General features: G+C 54.6%; 13 protein-coding genes. 4 read left to right on the top strand and 9 right to left on the bottom strand.

The window, feature by feature from the left end:
- Window positions 1–15: 15 nt before the first annotated feature.
- The 7 genes from AC2FJV_RS10155 to AC2FJV_RS10125 form a co-directional block, all read right to left on the bottom strand.
- Entirely contained in the window at window positions 16–1,782 is a 1,767-nt protein-coding gene (locus AC2FJV_RS10155) for an ABC transporter ATP-binding protein (RefSeq protein ID WP_496713601.1), read from the bottom strand.
- Window positions 1,783–2,034: 252 nt separating this feature from the next.
- Window positions 2,035–2,736: a response regulator transcription factor gene (locus AC2FJV_RS10150; RefSeq protein WP_142636417.1), complete on the bottom strand. Its 702-nt coding sequence runs from the start codon at window positions 2,734–2,736 to the stop codon at window positions 2,035–2,037.
- Window positions 2,736–4,601, bottom strand: a complete 1,866-nt coding sequence (locus AC2FJV_RS10145) for a PAS-domain containing protein (RefSeq protein ID WP_496713599.1) — start codon at window positions 4,599–4,601, stop codon at window positions 2,736–2,738. Before AC2FJV_RS10145 ends, AC2FJV_RS10150 begins: the two co-directional genes overlap by 1 nt.
- A 104-nt stretch (window positions 4,602–4,705) precedes the next feature.
- Entirely contained in the window at window positions 4,706–6,238 is a 1,533-nt protein-coding gene (locus AC2FJV_RS10140) for a sulfatase-like hydrolase/transferase (protein ID WP_281995124.1), read from the bottom strand.
- Window positions 6,239–6,310: 72 nt separating this feature from the next.
- Window positions 6,311–8,146 (bottom strand): carbamoyltransferase family protein, encoded by a 1,836-nt coding sequence (locus AC2FJV_RS10135; RefSeq protein WP_496693777.1) that lies wholly within the window; start codon window positions 8,144–8,146, stop codon window positions 6,311–6,313.
- A 4-nt stretch (window positions 8,147–8,150) separates the two neighbouring features.
- Entirely contained in the window at window positions 8,151–8,300 is a 150-nt protein-coding gene (locus tag AC2FJV_RS10130) for a DUF5989 family protein (RefSeq protein ID WP_142636421.1), read from the bottom strand.
- A 16-nt stretch (window positions 8,301–8,316) separates the two neighbouring features.
- Window positions 8,317–8,721, bottom strand: coding sequence for an SxtJ family membrane protein (locus tag AC2FJV_RS10125; RefSeq protein ID WP_496713597.1), 405 nt, complete (start codon window positions 8,719–8,721; stop codon window positions 8,317–8,319).
- 191 nt (window positions 8,722–8,912) lie between these two features.
- On the opposite strand from AC2FJV_RS10125, the gene AC2FJV_RS10120 reads away from it, so the two are divergent.
- Genes AC2FJV_RS10120 through AC2FJV_RS10105 form a run of 4 tightly spaced genes read left to right on the top strand, consistent with a single transcriptional unit; the run spans window position 8,913 to window position 12,823 of the window.
- Entirely contained in the window at window positions 8,913–10,037 is a 1,125-nt protein-coding gene (locus AC2FJV_RS10120) for an ABC transporter permease (protein ID WP_496693778.1), read from the top strand.
- Window position 10,038: 1 nt separating this feature from the next.
- Window positions 10,039–10,854, top strand: a complete 816-nt coding sequence (locus AC2FJV_RS10115) for an ABC transporter ATP-binding protein (protein ID WP_281995126.1) — start codon at window positions 10,039–10,041, stop codon at window positions 10,852–10,854.
- A gap of 5 nt (window positions 10,855–10,859) precedes the next feature.
- Window positions 10,860–12,176 carry an MlaD family protein gene (locus AC2FJV_RS10110; protein ID WP_271949005.1) on the top strand — a complete coding sequence of 439 codons (1,317 nt, stop codon included), beginning with the start codon at window positions 10,860–10,862 and terminating at the stop codon, window positions 12,174–12,176.
- Entirely contained in the window at window positions 12,173–12,823 is a 651-nt protein-coding gene (locus tag AC2FJV_RS10105) for an ABC-type transport auxiliary lipoprotein family protein (RefSeq protein ID WP_496713595.1), read from the top strand. Before AC2FJV_RS10110 ends, AC2FJV_RS10105 begins: the two co-directional genes overlap by 4 nt.
- A gap of 19 nt (window positions 12,824–12,842) precedes the next feature.
- Here AC2FJV_RS10105 and AC2FJV_RS10100 read toward each other — a convergent pair whose 3' ends face one another.
- Together AC2FJV_RS10100 and AC2FJV_RS10095 are read right to left on the bottom strand one after the other, a co-directional pair.
- Window positions 12,843–14,780: a vWA domain-containing protein gene (locus AC2FJV_RS10100; protein WP_496713593.1), complete on the bottom strand. Its 1,938-nt coding sequence runs from the start codon at window positions 14,778–14,780 to the stop codon at window positions 12,843–12,845.
- Entirely contained in the window at window positions 14,777–15,316 is a 540-nt protein-coding gene (locus AC2FJV_RS10095) for an RNA polymerase sigma factor (protein WP_142639814.1), read from the bottom strand. Before AC2FJV_RS10095 ends, AC2FJV_RS10100 begins: the two co-directional genes overlap by 4 nt.
- Between the last annotated feature and the right edge of the window lie 18 nt (window positions 15,317–15,334).

Here is a 15,334-nt window from a genome sequence, read left to right as displayed (position 1 = left end):
CCATTCGGACTGAGCTTAGGATCCCGGAAGCTTGAATTGCTGGTCAAACAGTTGGCGGAACGTCCCGTTATGTTCGATTAGCGCATCAAGGTTGCCTTGTTCGATAACTTCACCGTCTTGAACAACCATAATGGTATCTGCCTGAAGCACAGTTGAAAGCCGGTGTGCGATTACAATGGTTGTTACATTCTCGGTCAACTTGTCCAGCGCAGCCTTAACAAGCGCCTCAGATTCCGCATCCAAAGCACTGGTGGCTTCATCCAAAAGCAAAATCTCGGCATTGCGTAGAATTGCCCGCGCGATCGCCAAACGCTGTTTTTGACCTCCAGAAAGAAACGCGCCGTTTTCGCCTACCTGCGTATCGTACCCATTTGGCAGTTGTGAGATGAACACATCAGCATGGGCAGCCTTTGCGGCCTCAATCACCTCTTCATCGGTGGCACCAGGTCGCGCAAAACGAAGGTTCTCCATCACGGTTGTCGAGAACAGGAACGTGTCTTGGCCTACATAGGAGATCTTCCGGCGCAAAGAGGCAAAACTTACATCGACAAGGTTTTGGCCATCGATTTCGACCTTGCCCTGATCGGGATCATAAAACCGCATGATCAACCCAAAAATCGTGGACTTGCCACCACCGGACTGACCCACCAGAGCTGTCGTCTTGCCTGCCTCGAAGGTCAGGTTCATATCTCGGATTACTTTTTGCTCACCCTGATAGCCGAACGTCACGTTGTTTAGACGGATTTCACCCGGGCCGGATTTCAGCTTTTCAGGGTTCACGCTTTCGACCATCGGGTCTTCCTGATCGAGCAGCTCGAACATCATCCCCACTGGTACCAGGGCCGTTTCAATCACGACCCGCATTTTTGACAGGCGTTTGGCGGGTTCATAAGCCATCAGAAGCGCTGTGATAAATGACATCAGTTGGCCTGCCGAAGTCGGCTCGCTGCCGGTAATATCAAGAGTACTGATGATCAGAACACCCGCAATCGCGACACCGGCCAGAAGCTCCATCAACGGGCTGGCAATCGACTGCAATCTGGAAATTGAGTTCGCCCGTTTTTCAACCGACCTGATCGCCCCATTCATACGGTCAGTCATGTTGTCTTCCAAAGCAAAGACCTTGATGACCCGAATGCCCGCAGATGTTTCCTGCAGAACCTTGATGATTTCAGACAGCGCCTTCATTTCTGACTGCATGATCGACCGCACACCTTTGAGGATGTAACGCACACTCAAAAGCGCAACGGGACCCACAAAGAAGAACAGAATTGACAATACAGGTTCCTGGTAAATCATCACGAAGATGAGGCCGACCAATGTCAGGGCATCACGAACGAAGCTGGTCACCATGACGTCGATAAGCCGCCGCGCGGCCTGAGCGCCATGAGTTACGCGCATAAGAAGGTTGGACGATTCTGTTTCAGCAAAGAAACCAACACCGCGTTTCAGCAGCTTATTGTAAAGCCTTTCCTGTTGCACCGCGATGATCCGGTTGCCCGCACGCGCCAGAAAGATTGACTGGATATAAGAGGCGACAGCCTTACTCAAAAACAAGCCGACGACCGCTGCGGCAATCAGGTAGACTTGCGACTTCATCTCAGGCGTGGTCATCGCATTGACGATGTTCTCCATCATCCATGCGGTTCCCGCAGTTGTTGCTGCGACGACAATCATCGCCACCATGGCAACACCGTACAACCAACCCTGCTTCCGAAGACTTTCACTCAAAAGTCGACCGAGATGGCTGGATCGCCAGTTCGCTAAGGTCTCTTTGATCATTTTACGCTCCAAAACCTTTTCGAATTCGATATCTGATCACGTTTCAACCCAAGTTAGCCTTAGCCAAAGAACCGCGCGGTTGTGTTAGTTATGCCTGACTGTACCGAGAATCCAGTGCCTGCCGAAAGATTATCAACACGCGACCGACAATAACGGGGTGGCGACCGCAATATCTACTTTAGCACCCCTACGTTCCGACAGCTTATGAGCCCGTTTCACACCGAATGCCAGATGCACCCAGCTTCGTCATCATCATCGCCAGGCGACGTCGCCCAAAAAGATGTACCCTGCCCCATAGATGGTTTTAATCAATCGCGGGTTCTTAGGGTCCTCGCCCAGTTTTGTTCGCAATCGGGATATTCGCACGTCCATGGCCCGGTCAAAGCTGTCGCCCGCGCCTCCCCCGAGCGCTTCTTGCATCTGCGACCGGCTGATCAACCGTTTAGGACTATCTAGAAACAGACGTAACACCTCGGCCTCGGCGTGGCTGAACGGCGTTTCTGATCCGGAACCGTCTTCAAGAACGTAGCGGTCGAAATACGCGGTCCAGCCGTTGAATTCTGCGATCTCTGACTGAGGAGCTGGTGCCCGCGATGATCGAAGCCGCGCCCGGATACGAGCGACCACTTCGGCTGGATCAAAGGGTTTGGTGATGTAGTCATCCGCACCAAGCTCCAATCCGGTGACACGATCCTGTACCTGTGCCCGCCCCGAAATAATGATGACTGCGGCACCTTGTTCCAAAGCCAGGCGATGAACAAGTGCCAAGCCGTCTGTGTCCGGCAAAGACAGGTCGACCAGACACACATCGGGCACCACTCTTTTCAACGATGCTTCAAATTCACGAGCACGGGAAAAACTTTGAGTGCGGAACCCCGCCTCTTCCAGTGTGTCGGTCAGGATACGACGTATCTCAGGCTCATCATCTAAGATGGTTACCAGCGGTTGGTTCATCATGCGGCCTCATTTCGGATTAAGGCAGTAAGCTGCGCTTGTGTGAACGGTTTGCGCAGAACTGGTGCCAAAGCCAGTGCCTGACGATGCAGCGGGTCGGAATAAGGCAGCGATGTCATTAGAATACACGGCAAGTCAGGGTTCACTTTCTGCAAAAGGTCAAGCCCCGTCTCTGGTCCTTCCAGCCGAATGTCGGACAATATCAATGCAATGTCTTCGATCTGGTTCACCAATGAAAGCGCCTCATCGGTTGAGGTCGCCTCAATCACGGTGAACCCCATCTCCACAAGCATATCACGGAAATTCCGACGAAGTTGGCTGCTGTCTTCAACCAACAGAACCAGCCCTTCCAGCGCAGGCGGCGCGGCGCGGTATGGTAACCGAAGAACCACCATGGCGCCGCTTGGTGTATTGCGCAGGCTCAGATTTCCGCCGGTCAATTTGACCGTATCGTAAACCATGGGCAAACCCAAACCCGATCCCTTATCACCCTTTGTGGTGAAGAAAGGATTGAGTGCTTTTCCAAGCGCTTCTTCCGAAAAGCCCGGCCCTGTGTCCGAGACGGAAATCTCGATCCAGGTTCCACCAATCGTATGCGCGCTGATCGTGATCTGACCTGTTTCTCCGCACGCATCTCGCGCATTCAGCACCAGATTCAGGATGGCGTCCTGCATCATCCCCTGATCCAACATAAGTGCCACATCCGGCAATGTATTCACGACCGAAAGCCCCATGCCACGCGGCAGTGACGGCGTGGCGAGAATACGCAAATCCTCGAGCAGAGCACGCATATCCGTGGCTTTGGGTTGCGGCGTTCGGTTGCCGGTCATGCCTGCTATGCGGTTCAGCAACTGCCCGCCGCGTTTAGCAGTCTGGCGCGTGGCGGCCACCAGCTTTTGTGCGCCTTCCGGCAGGTCCATTTTATCAAGCTTGGCCTGCATCCCCAGTATAATTGTCAGCAAGTTTGAGAAATCATGCGCAAGACCGCTTGTCATTTGCGCCGCCATTTCCCGGCGGCGTGTTTGTTGCAGGGCCACACGGGCTTGCGTTTCTTCAGTGATGTCAACTGACATCACATAGACACCGCCTTCGCTGTCGGGCGTGAACGAAACACGGATTCGACGTGAATCCTGACCCTCTGTGAATTCAAATACCGTGGCTTCCCCGTCGTAGGCACGGTTCAGGTTCTGTTCGATCCGCGCAAATGCGGCCGGTCCCAAAGCGTCAGAAATATGCATCCCAAGAATTTCAGAGGGACGGCCGGGCAAAACCGAACTGAGCTTGCGATTGGAATAATCGTACCGCCCATCGGCATCCAGATGCGCAATATGCGCTGGCATCATTTCGGTTGTCATCCGGGTACGGGCTTCGATTTCGGTTAACTGACGTTTTGCCTCTTCCAAAGCCGAAATGGTCGACGCTAGCTTTCTGTTGGTCGCTGCCAATTCCTCGGCCCGGGTCAACAATTCGTCCGACAATTCTTCGGAACGCGCCCGCAATAGCGCTTCGGCCTGTTTGGTATCTGTGATGTCGGTATAGACCGTTACCCATCCGCCGTTGGGCAGCGGTGCACCCTCGACCGAGATCACCTGCCCATTCGCCCTGACGCGCTCAATATAGTGCGGTTCAAATGTGAGGGCTTGACTGACCCTATGTGCGACGATGTCCTCGACATCCTCATCATGGCCATACTCGCCGATACTCGCCAGAAAATGTATTGTGTCACGGAACAACGCACCCGGCCGGACCAGATCATCCGGAAGGTCGAACATCACCTGAAAAGGCCGGTTGCAAAGCACCAGCCGCAACTGACTGTCGTAGATCGACAACGCCTGACCGATCAGATTCAGCCCAGCTGTCGTCATTGCCTTTATCTGGTTATCTGTGATGTTCAATCTGCCCCCTCTCTGAAGCTATGCGTAACATCAGATTGATCGCAGGTGTAGCAGAGACAGGGCAACATTCCCGACTAATGCCTGAGCTTGGATTTTGGCCCCTCTTTGGTGATGGAATGCAGGGAAAGCGTATGGTCCATATTTCGCATACGGTGCCGCAGCATCTCGCGCCCCAACCTGGCCAGGTCTGTTGCGTATTCCGGGTTGCTCGCCACGTTTTCCATTTCGCCGCGACGCAGGTGGTCAAACAAAAGCGGTGGCAGGTTTGCCGCAAACTCGACCAGCGTAAAACGTTCGTCACGCAAGATGGACAGGCATGAATCGCTACTGCCCGTTCCCAATTCCTGTTGCCAAAGGGTTGGATTTTCCGGCTCGGCAAAGTCAAGCTCGCTGAAAGAAAAGCTTCGCCAATCCTTGGGTCCCTGCCCCTGCAGAAACGGCATCAAAGACCGCCCATCCATAGAATTCGGGATACTCTGGCCCACCCAATCCAAAATGGTTGGCGTGATGTCAATCGACTCGGTCGGTGCCGTCACCACGGCTCCGGCCTGCGCCTGATTGCCTGGCATCCGGACCAGTAAAGGCGTGTGATAAGCTGCGTCATAGACGGTCATCTTACCCCAGCTATGTCGATCACCCAGCATTTCACCGTGGTCAGCTGTGATTACGATCAATGTCTCATCATATTGATTGCTGTCCTTGAGAAACTGGACAACGCGGCCGATATGATAATCGACCTCTGTTGCAAGGCCCAGATAAACAGAGCGCAGCGCCTGAATATTGGCCGTGGAGGGTTGCACCTCATCAAAACCCAAAACGAAATCCGAAGCCGAATACCGAGCCATCGTTGGTCCAAAAAACGGGTGTATTGCCAGTTCATCTTCTGGGCTGACATGACCAACCGGCCGCGGCAACGCGACGGGATCGTACATATCGTTATAGGGAGCGGGTGCGACCAAAGGAGGATGAGGCCGGATATAGGTCAGATGCGCAAACCAGCTTTGGTCGCCGAAGGCCGCGATACTGTCCAGAAAAGCGTTGGTCAAAAAGGCGGTGTCGCTGTCTTCGGCGCGGTACACCGCCGGGTCGTTCAATTTGGATGGCTCACCTGAGGTTGAAACAGGTTTGTGCAGATCCCAGTATGAGTCGAACCTGTAACCTTTTTTCAGCAAGTCAGCGCGCCAGGGATAAGATTCTTCAAGCCGCATTTCCACGACCTCTTCAAACCCCTCCATGGGACGTTCGTAAGATTTCAGGATCGGGTCATTGGCATCGTAAACCCGTGGGTCAGCCGAGGTGTCGGTATACCCGTAGAGCAAGGGCAGATATCCCGCCTTACGAATCTCGGTTGCGATGTTTGGCGTGTCGTGCCGCAAAGGCGTTCCATTGCGAACCGATCTATGATTCATCGCATATTGCCCGGTCAGGATGGACGCACGCGACGGGCCACAAGGGTTAGTAACCGAGAAATGGCGCTGAAACGTGACGGCCTCGTCCATAAAAGCGCGCAAATTAGGCAAATTGACATGCTCGGCCAGCGCGCCGGTCAGACAATCTGCCCGAAGCTGGTCAATCACGACAAACAAGACATTTCCGCGCTGCCGCATTCCCTGCCCCCGATTCCACCAAATAGGTCTCAGGGGCAGACTGTGTCGCGGTTCCGCCGCTTGCGCAACAGATTAGTCCAGCTCGTATTTTGTCTCGTAATTCTCCCTAAGCGCGGGATCCTGATCTTCCTTACGCAACAGGCAGTTCCCGATGGACAGGACCTCGATATCCGTTCCCATGAAACAGCGGAACGCATCGGTGGGCGTGCACACAATCGGTTCGCCGCGCACATTGAATGAAGTGTTCACCACCAAAGAGCATCCGGTCAGTTCTTTAAACTTTGAAATCAGCGCGTGATAGGCTGGGTTGGTCTCTTGGTGAACTGTCTGGATACGGGCAGAATAATCAACATGGGTCACAGCAGGGATGTCAGATCGTTTGACGTTCAGCTTTTCAATCCCGAACAGAGCGTCTTCTTCCTCGGTCATCTTGCGCCGGATTTTTTCCTGCACATCCGCCACGATCAACATGTAAGGGCTATCGCCATCCAGCTCGAACCAATCGGCTACGTCTTCGCGCAGAACAGATGGGGCAAATGGGCGGAAACTTTCGCGATACTTGACCTTCAGGTTCAGCGTTTTCTGCATCGAAGCTGACCGTGGATCGCCCAGAATGGAGCGGGCACCCAACGCACGCGGACCGAATTCCATCCGCCCCTGAAACCAACCAACAGCCTTACCGTCAGCCAGCGCCTGCGCCGTCTGGTCAATCAACTCACCATTTTCATAGGTGGAAAACTTCGCACCGGCCGCCGCCAGTTCTTGCGCTATGTCGTCATCTTCATAACGCGGACCAAGATAGGCCCCCAGCATCTGATCACCCGAGGTCACCTGCCGCGGCTGCGCTAGCTCTTGATGCCAGGCCGCATAGGCAGCACCCAGCGCCCCGCCCGCATCACCCGCTGCGGGCTGCACCCAAACATTGTCGAAGGCGCCATCGCGAAGGATTTTGCCATTCGCGACACAGTTCAGAGCAACGCCTCCGGCCATGCAGAGGTTGCGTATACCATGCTCTTTCGCCAGGTCCCGAGTGATCCGCAGCATGATCTCTTCGGTCACGGCCTGAACCGACGCGGCAATATCCATGTGGAACTGCGTCAGCTGGTCGGTTTCGGCTTTTCGAACCGGTTGGTCGAACAGCTCTTCCATCGCTTTGCTCGTCATGGTCAGACCAGCTGTATAATTGAAATACTTCTGGTTCAGGCGGAACGAACCGTCCTCTTTCAGGTCGACAAGATGCTCAAGGATCAGATCCTTGTATTTGGGGTCGCCATAGGGCGCCAAGCCCATGACCTTGTATTCACCAGAATTCACCTTGAACCCGGTGTAATAGGTGAATGCAGAATACAGCAGACCCAGCGAATGCGGGAAATGCAGCTCTTTCACCATGGTCAGCTCGTTACCGCGACCAACACCCACGGTGGTGGTTGCCCATTCTCCGACTCCATCGACAGTCAGCACGACCGCGTCTTCGAAGGGCGAAGGATAGAACGCACTGGCCGCGTGACTGATGTGGTGCTCGGCGAACAGCAGTTTTTCGAGATTGAATTCCGGGTCGATTTTGCGAAGCTGCTTTGCAAGCAGATCCTTGAGAAACAGCTTCTCTCGCAGCCAGACCGGCATTGCCATGCGGAAGGAATTGAACCCACGTGGCGCCACCGCAATGTAAGTCTCGATCAACCGTTCGAATTTTAGAAACGGTTTGTCGTAGAAAACCACATTGTCGACGTCTTCAAGCGCAACCCCCGATTCGGCCAGCACGTAATTGATGGCTTCTACCGGAAATCCGGGGTCGTGTTTGCGCCGTGTAAAACGCTCTTCCTGCGCGGCCGCAACGATCTTGCCGTCGCAAAGCAACGCCGCTGCGCTGTCGTGATACAGCGCCGAAATACCTAAAATGTATGCCATGTGATCAGAACAACGTGTAGACGAAAGGTGCAATCGCCGAGCCTTGGCTCAACACGATCAATCCACCAAACACACCCAAAACGATCAGAATGGGCAACAGCCAGAATTTCTTTCTGACTTTCATAAATGACCAGAGCTCGGATACGAATGTCACGCCTGGTACTCCCTTGTTAAAATTGCTGTTTCATGCTGCCGGGCTGCTCTTCACGAACAATCCAGTAGCTATCTGATGAACTGTCCAGTTTCTGTGACAGCAGGTCTTTTCCCAACAGGCGCGTAACCAGCCCAAACGGGACAAACGTAGTGACAAACACCAAAAACATGACGATTGGGGCCACAATCGCACCCAAAAGCATGCCGAGTTTGAACCAAAGCCGGTTCGGCACCTTCAGAGTGGCGGGTGCAAAAACTGTCAAAGCCAGAATAACCCCGGCGATAACCATTGGGATCAGGCGCACCGACCCTCCGCCCCACAAGGGCCAAAGAGCGATAATTAAGAAGACAGCGGTGAAGACGTAACCAAAGCCCCGTTCGGACCCGATTTCGATTTCTACCTTCGCGTGATGATCAGACATTGAACACAACCATAATAACCAAACAAAAAACCTGCGCAAAGAATAACACTACTGGTTGCCGAAACAAGCCTTTTGCAAGCTCAAACCATCATTCTTGCGATGAATGCCATCTTGCATCGCCTGATGGCTAAATACTTGAAGCGTGACAAAAACCCGTTGCAGCACCATGCAGATTCACATCAGATACCCCCATGACCCCGCCTACATTCACAACTGACCTGGATACGGATCAGGTTCACCTGCAGATATCGGGTGATCTTCACACCCAGTCTCTGGATATGGTTGAGCGTGAATTCGCGAATTTCCATCCCAACGGCGGAACGGTCACAGTTGATTTGACAGGCGTTAAGGCACTCGACACTGGCGGGGCTTGGCTGATTGCCGGCCTTGTCCGCAAGGTGAAGTCCAGCGGCGGGCAAGTAGAGCTGCACGGTGCAACCGCCGCGCATTCCGCGCTGATCGAAACGGTTTCCCGCAACATGCCGGACGAATCCGCCCCTGATCCCGGAAAGCCAGATTTTCTGGATTGGGTGGCACGTGTCGGCGAGCGTACAGTCGGTGGCTGGAAAGACAGCTTGTCGTTGCTTGAGTTTCTGGGCCTGACGCTACACCGGCTGGTCCGCACAATCTTGATGCCGCGGCGGCTGCGGCGGGCTGCGCTGGTATCGCAGATGGAAGAAACCGGATTGAAAGCGATTCCGATCGTTGCCCTTATGGGTTTTCTGATCGGCGTTGTACTAGCATTTCAGGGGGCCACGCAGCTCAAGCAGTTCGGGGCCGAGATATTCGTGGTCGAATTGATCTCGATCTCTGTGCTGCGTGAGCTGGGCATTTTGTTGACGGCAATCATTGTTGCGGGTCGCTCGGGATCTGCCTTTACAGCTTCCATCGGCTCGATGAAGGTGCAAGAAGAAATAGATGCCATGCGGACGCTGGGCCTGGATCCGATCGAGGTTCTGGTCATTCCACGCGTTGTGGCGTTGCTGATCATGCTGCCAATCCTAGGGTTCATCGCCGATATCGCCGCCTTGATTGGCGGCGGTCTTATGAGCTGGATCGACCTTGGAGTCAGCCCCGGAATGTTCGTGACCCGCCTCAAGGAAAACACCGGCATCTGGCAATTTGCCATCGGTATGATCAAGGCACCGTTCTTTGCGCTGGTCATCGGTATCATCGCCTGTTGGCAGGCCTTACAGGTCAAAGGATCGGCACAAAGTGTTGGGCAAAGAACCACCGCGTCCGTGGTCCAGGCGATCTTCTTGGTGATCGCGCTGGATGCCATGTTCTCGATCTTTTTCTCGGTACTGGGGGTCTGAAATGGACGGTGTAGCCCGCGAACAGATGCCGATTGGCGACACCCAGCGCGAGGCGGTGATACGGGTCCGCAATCTGACCAACCGGTTCGGACCGCAGATCGTGCACCAGGATCTGAATCTGGATGTCTGGCGGGGCGAAGTACTGGGCATTGTCGGCGGCTCGGGCACGGGCAAATCCGTCTTGCTCCGCACCATCGTCGGCCTGAACAAACCGGCCGCGGGAAGCATCGAAGTTCTGGGCGTCGACGTCCTGAACGGCCCCGAACAAGAGAGGCGGCGCATCGAACGCCGCTGGGGCGTCGCCTTTCAGGACGGCGCGCTTTTCTCGTCGCTCACCGTGTTGCAGAATGTCGTAGCCCCACTGCGCGAGCATACAGGAATTAGTGAAAGCCTTATGTCGGCGCTTGGCGGTCTGAAAATCAGCTTGGTCGGACTGCCGCAGCTGAGCTGTGGCAAATTCCCGTCCGAACTGTCGGGCGGGATGCGCAAACGTGCCGCTTTGGCGCGCGCGCTGGCGCTGGACCCTGAGATCGTATTTCTTGATGAGCCAACGGCCGGTTTGGATCCCATCGGCGCCGCTGCTTATGACGACCTGATTGGCGAGCTTCAGCAAGCGCTGGGTCTGACTGTGTTTATGGTCACGCACGATCTGGATAGCCTTTATGCGATTTGCAACAGGATCGCAGTTCTTGCAGAAAAACGTGTTCTGGTTGATGGTCCGATTGAAGAGATGACCAAAGTCGATCATCCTTGGGTCCAAGAATATTTCACCGGCCCCCGGGCGCGCGCAGCACAAAAAAAGGGTCAGGACAGGTAACACCCATGGAAACCCGAGCAAATTATATCCTGATCGGTGCATTCACCCTGGCTGGAATACTGGGTGCGTTTGGCTTTTTTCTATGGCTGGCCAAATTCGAGGTTTCCCGGCAATACGCCTATTACAATGTACTGTTCGACAATGTTTCGGGCCTGTCTGCGGCAGGTGGCGTCAGTTACAACGGACTGCCAGTCGGGCAGGTAATCTCCCTTAACTTGGATGACGAGCACCCATCTAAAGTGCGCGTCCGCATTGAAGTAGACGCAAGTATCCCGGTGACCGAGGATACCGTCGCCCAGTTACAATCGCTTGGGGTCACTGGGGTCAGCTATGTGGAACTGACCGGAGGCTCGGCCTCGGCCAAGCGTTTAGAACAGGACAGCCTGATCAAAAGCAAACGCAGCACCATCCAGTCCTTGTTCGAAGGTGCCCCTAAACTGTTGGAAAAGGCGATTACGCTGATCGAGGATATCGACAAGGTGGTGGATGACAAGAACCGCCAGCAGGTATCTCAGATTCTGGAGAACGTATCTTCGGCCACCGGAAGGCTGGACAAAACCCTTGCAGATTTCGAAAACTTGTCCTCAGATTTGGGTGGCGCAGCTAAAGAAATTTCAGCCTTCTCAAAACGCCTCGAAAAATTGGCAGACACCGCAGAAACAACGCTGGAAGCCGGAACAAATACATTAAATAGCCTGAAAACCGCATCCGACACAGCTGTATCGGCCCTAGACAGCGCAAAAGATACTTTTGACGCAGCAGATCGCATCATGCAGCAGGATCTGCAGCCCTTCATCGAACGGGCCTCGACCCTGGCAGACCACCTTACGGTCCTGACCGAAGATGGGCGCGTCGCGCTGGCCACGGTTTCCGAGACTTTCGTGAACGCAAACAAAACGCTCGGCTCCGTCACTGGTGCGATGGAAACAGCAAAGGGCACTTTGACCTCAGCTGAACGCGCATTTGATTCGGCCAATGAGGTGATCAACAAAGATATCGGCGTCGTCATGGATGATGTCCGCAATGCCGCCAACCAAGTGGCGTCCACGGTGACGAAAGTGACAGACAGGCTTGATGATATTTCAGCCGATATCCTCAGCGCGTCCAAATCGGCCTCGGAACTTTTGGGAACGATCGACGGCATCGTTCAGGACAATCGCCGTCAACTGTCCGATTTCATGCGGGTTGGCCTGCCACAATTCACGCGTTTCATAGAAGAATCCCAACGACTGGTGATCAGCCTCGATCGTCTGGTGGACAAAGTTGAACGCGACCCCGCCCGTTTCCTTCTTGGGACCCAAGCATCGGAGTATCGTCAATGATCAGGCATTTGATAATGACCGCAGTTTTGGCGTCTTTGGGGGCGTGTACCGGACTGGAAACGCTGCGGCAGGCCTCAGAACCCAATGATCTCTATCTGCTGACACCCAAAAGCACGTTTTCTTCTTCGCTGCCACGCATCCAGAAACAGATCGTGGTCCAAGAGCCAACCGCGACTGCCGCGGTAAATACCGATCAAATTGCAGTTCAGCCGACACCTTTGCAGGTTCAATATCTGCCGCGTGCCAGATGGGTGGATCGCGCGCCGCTGATCGTCCAGGCGCTTTTGGTCGAAAGCTATGAAAACAGCGGACGGGTATCTGCCGTGGGTCGTTCGACCGTGGGGCTTCGTCCGGATTATGTGATTGTTCCCGATCTACGCGAGTTTCAGGGCATTGTCGTTAACCAGGATGGTGAAAGCTCGACCGTACGCGTCGAAGTTCGCATGAATATCAAGATCGTGGACGAGTTCGACGACAAAATCATCGCATCGAATTCGTTCCAAGAGAACATAATTGCCAAAAGCAACCAGACCGAAGATCTGGTTACTGCCTTTGACGTTGCTCTGGGTAAAACCATGCGGGATGCTGTCGAATGGAGCATTCGTAGAATTAGTACCCATACAGCCAACAACCCTAGGTCATTCTAGTTTCTCCCAAGCCCGGACCTTACTCAGCCAGCGTCTGGGCCAGACGCATCAAGGTGACAGCTTCAGCCCGATATCCGAAAAAATCCTCATCTCGGGACAGCGTGGCCAGATCAATGGCATCCGCATAGGACCAGCCGCCAAGATATTCTCCGCCCCGGAGCAACTGACCAAATCCTGCAATCGCATAGGAAAAGCGGATGTCATCCGTGACTGTCCCTTGTCCGGGTAAAATAGGCTGCTCCATCAGATTGCTTTGATCTTCACCAGGAAGCTTGTAACGCATTTTGAAGAAACCAATTTCCGCTGAATCATCCGATATGGATTGTTCAGCATACCGCAACGGGCCGTTTCTGATCGCATCGGAACCAACTGGCGTGACCTCGTAGATCGCCGTTACAGTGTGACCTGCTCCAATATCACCAGCATCCACTTTGTCATTTGAAAAGTCCTCGCGCTGCAGGGATCGGGTTTCATAACCGATCAGACGGTATTCAGCGATCTGTAACGGGTTGAACTCGACCTGGATTTTGACGTCGTTGGCGATGGGAAAAAGCGCCCCGGTAAGTTGATCGACCAATACTTTTTGCGCCTCAACCAGCGTATCGATATATGCCGCCTGCCCGTTTCCGTTCTGGGCCAGAGCCTGCATGGTGGCATCGTCCAGATTGCCTCGGCCAAAACCCAGAACGCTTAGGAATGTACCACTGTCGCGCTTGCGGGCGATAAAATCCTTCAGGGCATCAGGGTCTGACAGACCCACATTGAAATCGCCATCGGTGGCCAGAATTACGCGGGTCACCTCACCGTCCGCAGCCATACCTTCTGCCACTTGATAGGCTTGCTGCAACCCGGCCTGCCCCGCTGTCGAGCCACCGGCTTCGAGCCTGTCGAGGGCTGAGAGTATGCTCGTCTTTTCGGCTGCCGCGGTCGGTGGCAAAACCTGCCCGGCACTTCCCGCATAGGTGACGATCGAAACCTGATCTTCCGGCCTGAGTTCAGACAGCATCAACCTGAAAGACTGTTTCAGCAGCGGCAATTTATTAGCATCCTGCATTGAGCCCGATGTGTCGATCAGGAAAACCAGGTTCAATGGAGGACGGTCTTCGATCTGGGGCATGACCCCTTGGATGCCGACATGAACAAGCTGCGTCCCCTCATTCCAAGGCGTCGGTGTCACGGTGATCGTAGAACGGAACGGTTCCACCCCATCAGGCGCTGGGTAGGAATAGGGGAAATAGTTCACCATCTCTTCAACCCGCGCCGCATCCTTGGACGGCAGATAGCCATTCATCAAAGACGACCGAACAATGGCGTAAGAGGCGGTATCTACATCAATCGAAAAAGTCGAAACCGGTTCGTCCGTCGTGATCTTCAGCGAGTTGCTGTCCGCGTTCGCGAAAGTTTCGGTATTCTGTTCCGGCGCGGGAACAGTCTCATGTTGAATGTCAAATTTCCCGACCGCCGATGCCGGCGCGCTCTGTAAAAGGTCCGCAGCCCCTAGCTGCGCAACGGCCCCCTGCCTCTTGGCGGAAGGTGCGATTGTTTCTTCAATCACAACAGGCGCCTCAACAACTGGTTCTTCGAGATTGGCCTCGGGCATATCCGCCACCAATAGGTCAGACTCCTGCCGTGCGTCGGCGCGGTCCTCGGACCAGGGCAGTGGCGCAACAACCTCGTCGCGCGTCTGCGGCAAGATCACTATCAGAGCCACAGCAGCAACTGCGGTGGTAGCGGTCAGGGCACCGCGATAAGAGAGGGCATTCAACATGGCTTTCGCTCCTTCTGTCAGGCGGGCTATGAGGCCGCGCTTGACAGTGGGACGTCGCGCAGAGGTCGATCCTTGGATATTATCGAATTTTTTTTGCGCCTGGCTCAGATTTTCAATCCGTCGCGACACATCCGGGGTCGGCGTGGCGGCGTCCATCAGCATCTTCAGCTTGTCCAGTTCATCGGTCATTGTGCCAGTTCCTCTTGCCGCAAGGCGCGCAACCGTTTGCGGATATCTGACATCCTCCAGGATACTGTCCCTTCGGAAACACCCAGCACCTCTGCAGCTTCTGCATGGGTCATCTCATCCTCGAGGGTCAGGGCCAGAGTGTCTTGCAAGTCCTGCGGCAGGGACCGCATGGCCCGTTGCAACCAATCGACAGCCTCGGCCGTTTCCTGCACCTCGGCCCGGCGCATCTGTTCCACATCCCCCCAGCCGTGGGCCGCCCGCGTGTGACGGGTCGCGCGACGGCGTGCATCCTCGGCTGCATTGACAACAACACGGTACAACCATGTCGTAAACCGGGCTTCGGCACGAAAACCTACGATCTTTGACGGCAAGGCGGCGCATATATCCTGCGTCAGATCTTCGGCCTGATCCGCGCGTCCTGTCAGTCGAAAAGCCAACCGAAAGACCCTGTCGTAGTGGCGTGCCAATAGCGTGGCAAACGCATCAGCGTCCCCTGCAGCAGCGGCCTTTGCCAGATTCTCATCCGATGTTTTCATGCGCATCACAATGGGTAA

It is taken from the genome of Ruegeria sp. CDSA241, from assembly GCF_059611265.1.
The sequence above is the reverse complement of the archived record's forward strand: the minus strand, read 5'-3'. Positions and strand labels throughout refer to the sequence as shown.

Bases quoted from the DNA above. Each gene is read 5' to 3' on its own strand.
- AC2FJV_RS10155 (WP_496713601.1), bottom strand. From the start codon at position 1,782: ATGATCAAAGAGACCTTAGCGAACTGGCGATCCAGCCATCTCGGTCGA.
- AC2FJV_RS10150 (WP_142636417.1), bottom strand. From the start codon at position 2,736: ATGAACCAACCGCTGGTAACCATCTTAGATGATGAGCCTGAGATACGT.
- AC2FJV_RS10145 (WP_496713599.1), bottom strand. From the start codon at position 4,601: ATGACGACAGCTGGGCTGAATCTGATCGGTCAGGCGTTGTCGATCTAC.
- AC2FJV_RS10140 (WP_281995124.1), bottom strand. From the start codon at position 6,238: ATGCGGCAGCGCGGAAATGTCTTGTTTGTCGTGATTGACCAGCTTCGG.
- AC2FJV_RS10135 (WP_496693777.1), bottom strand. From the start codon at position 8,146: ATGGCATACATTTTAGGTATTTCGGCGCTGTATCACGACAGCGCAGCG.
- AC2FJV_RS10125 (WP_496713597.1), bottom strand. From the start codon at position 8,721: ATGTCTGATCATCACGCGAAGGTAGAAATCGAAATCGGGTCCGAACGG.
- AC2FJV_RS10120 (WP_496693778.1), top strand. From the start codon at position 8,913: ATGACCCCGCCTACATTCACAACTGACCTGGATACGGATCAGGTTCAC.
- AC2FJV_RS10115 (WP_281995126.1), top strand. From the start codon at position 10,039: ATGGACGGTGTAGCCCGCGAACAGATGCCGATTGGCGACACCCAGCGC.
- AC2FJV_RS10110 (WP_271949005.1), top strand. From the start codon at position 10,860: ATGGAAACCCGAGCAAATTATATCCTGATCGGTGCATTCACCCTGGCT.
- AC2FJV_RS10105 (WP_496713595.1), top strand. From the start codon at position 12,173: ATGATCAGGCATTTGATAATGACCGCAGTTTTGGCGTCTTTGGGGGCG.
- AC2FJV_RS10100 (WP_496713593.1), bottom strand. From the start codon at position 14,780: ATGACCGATGAACTGGACAAGCTGAAGATGCTGATGGACGCCGCCACG.
- AC2FJV_RS10095 (WP_142639814.1), bottom strand. From the start codon at position 15,316: ATGAAAACATCGGATGAGAATCTGGCAAAGGCCGCTGCTGCAGGGGAC.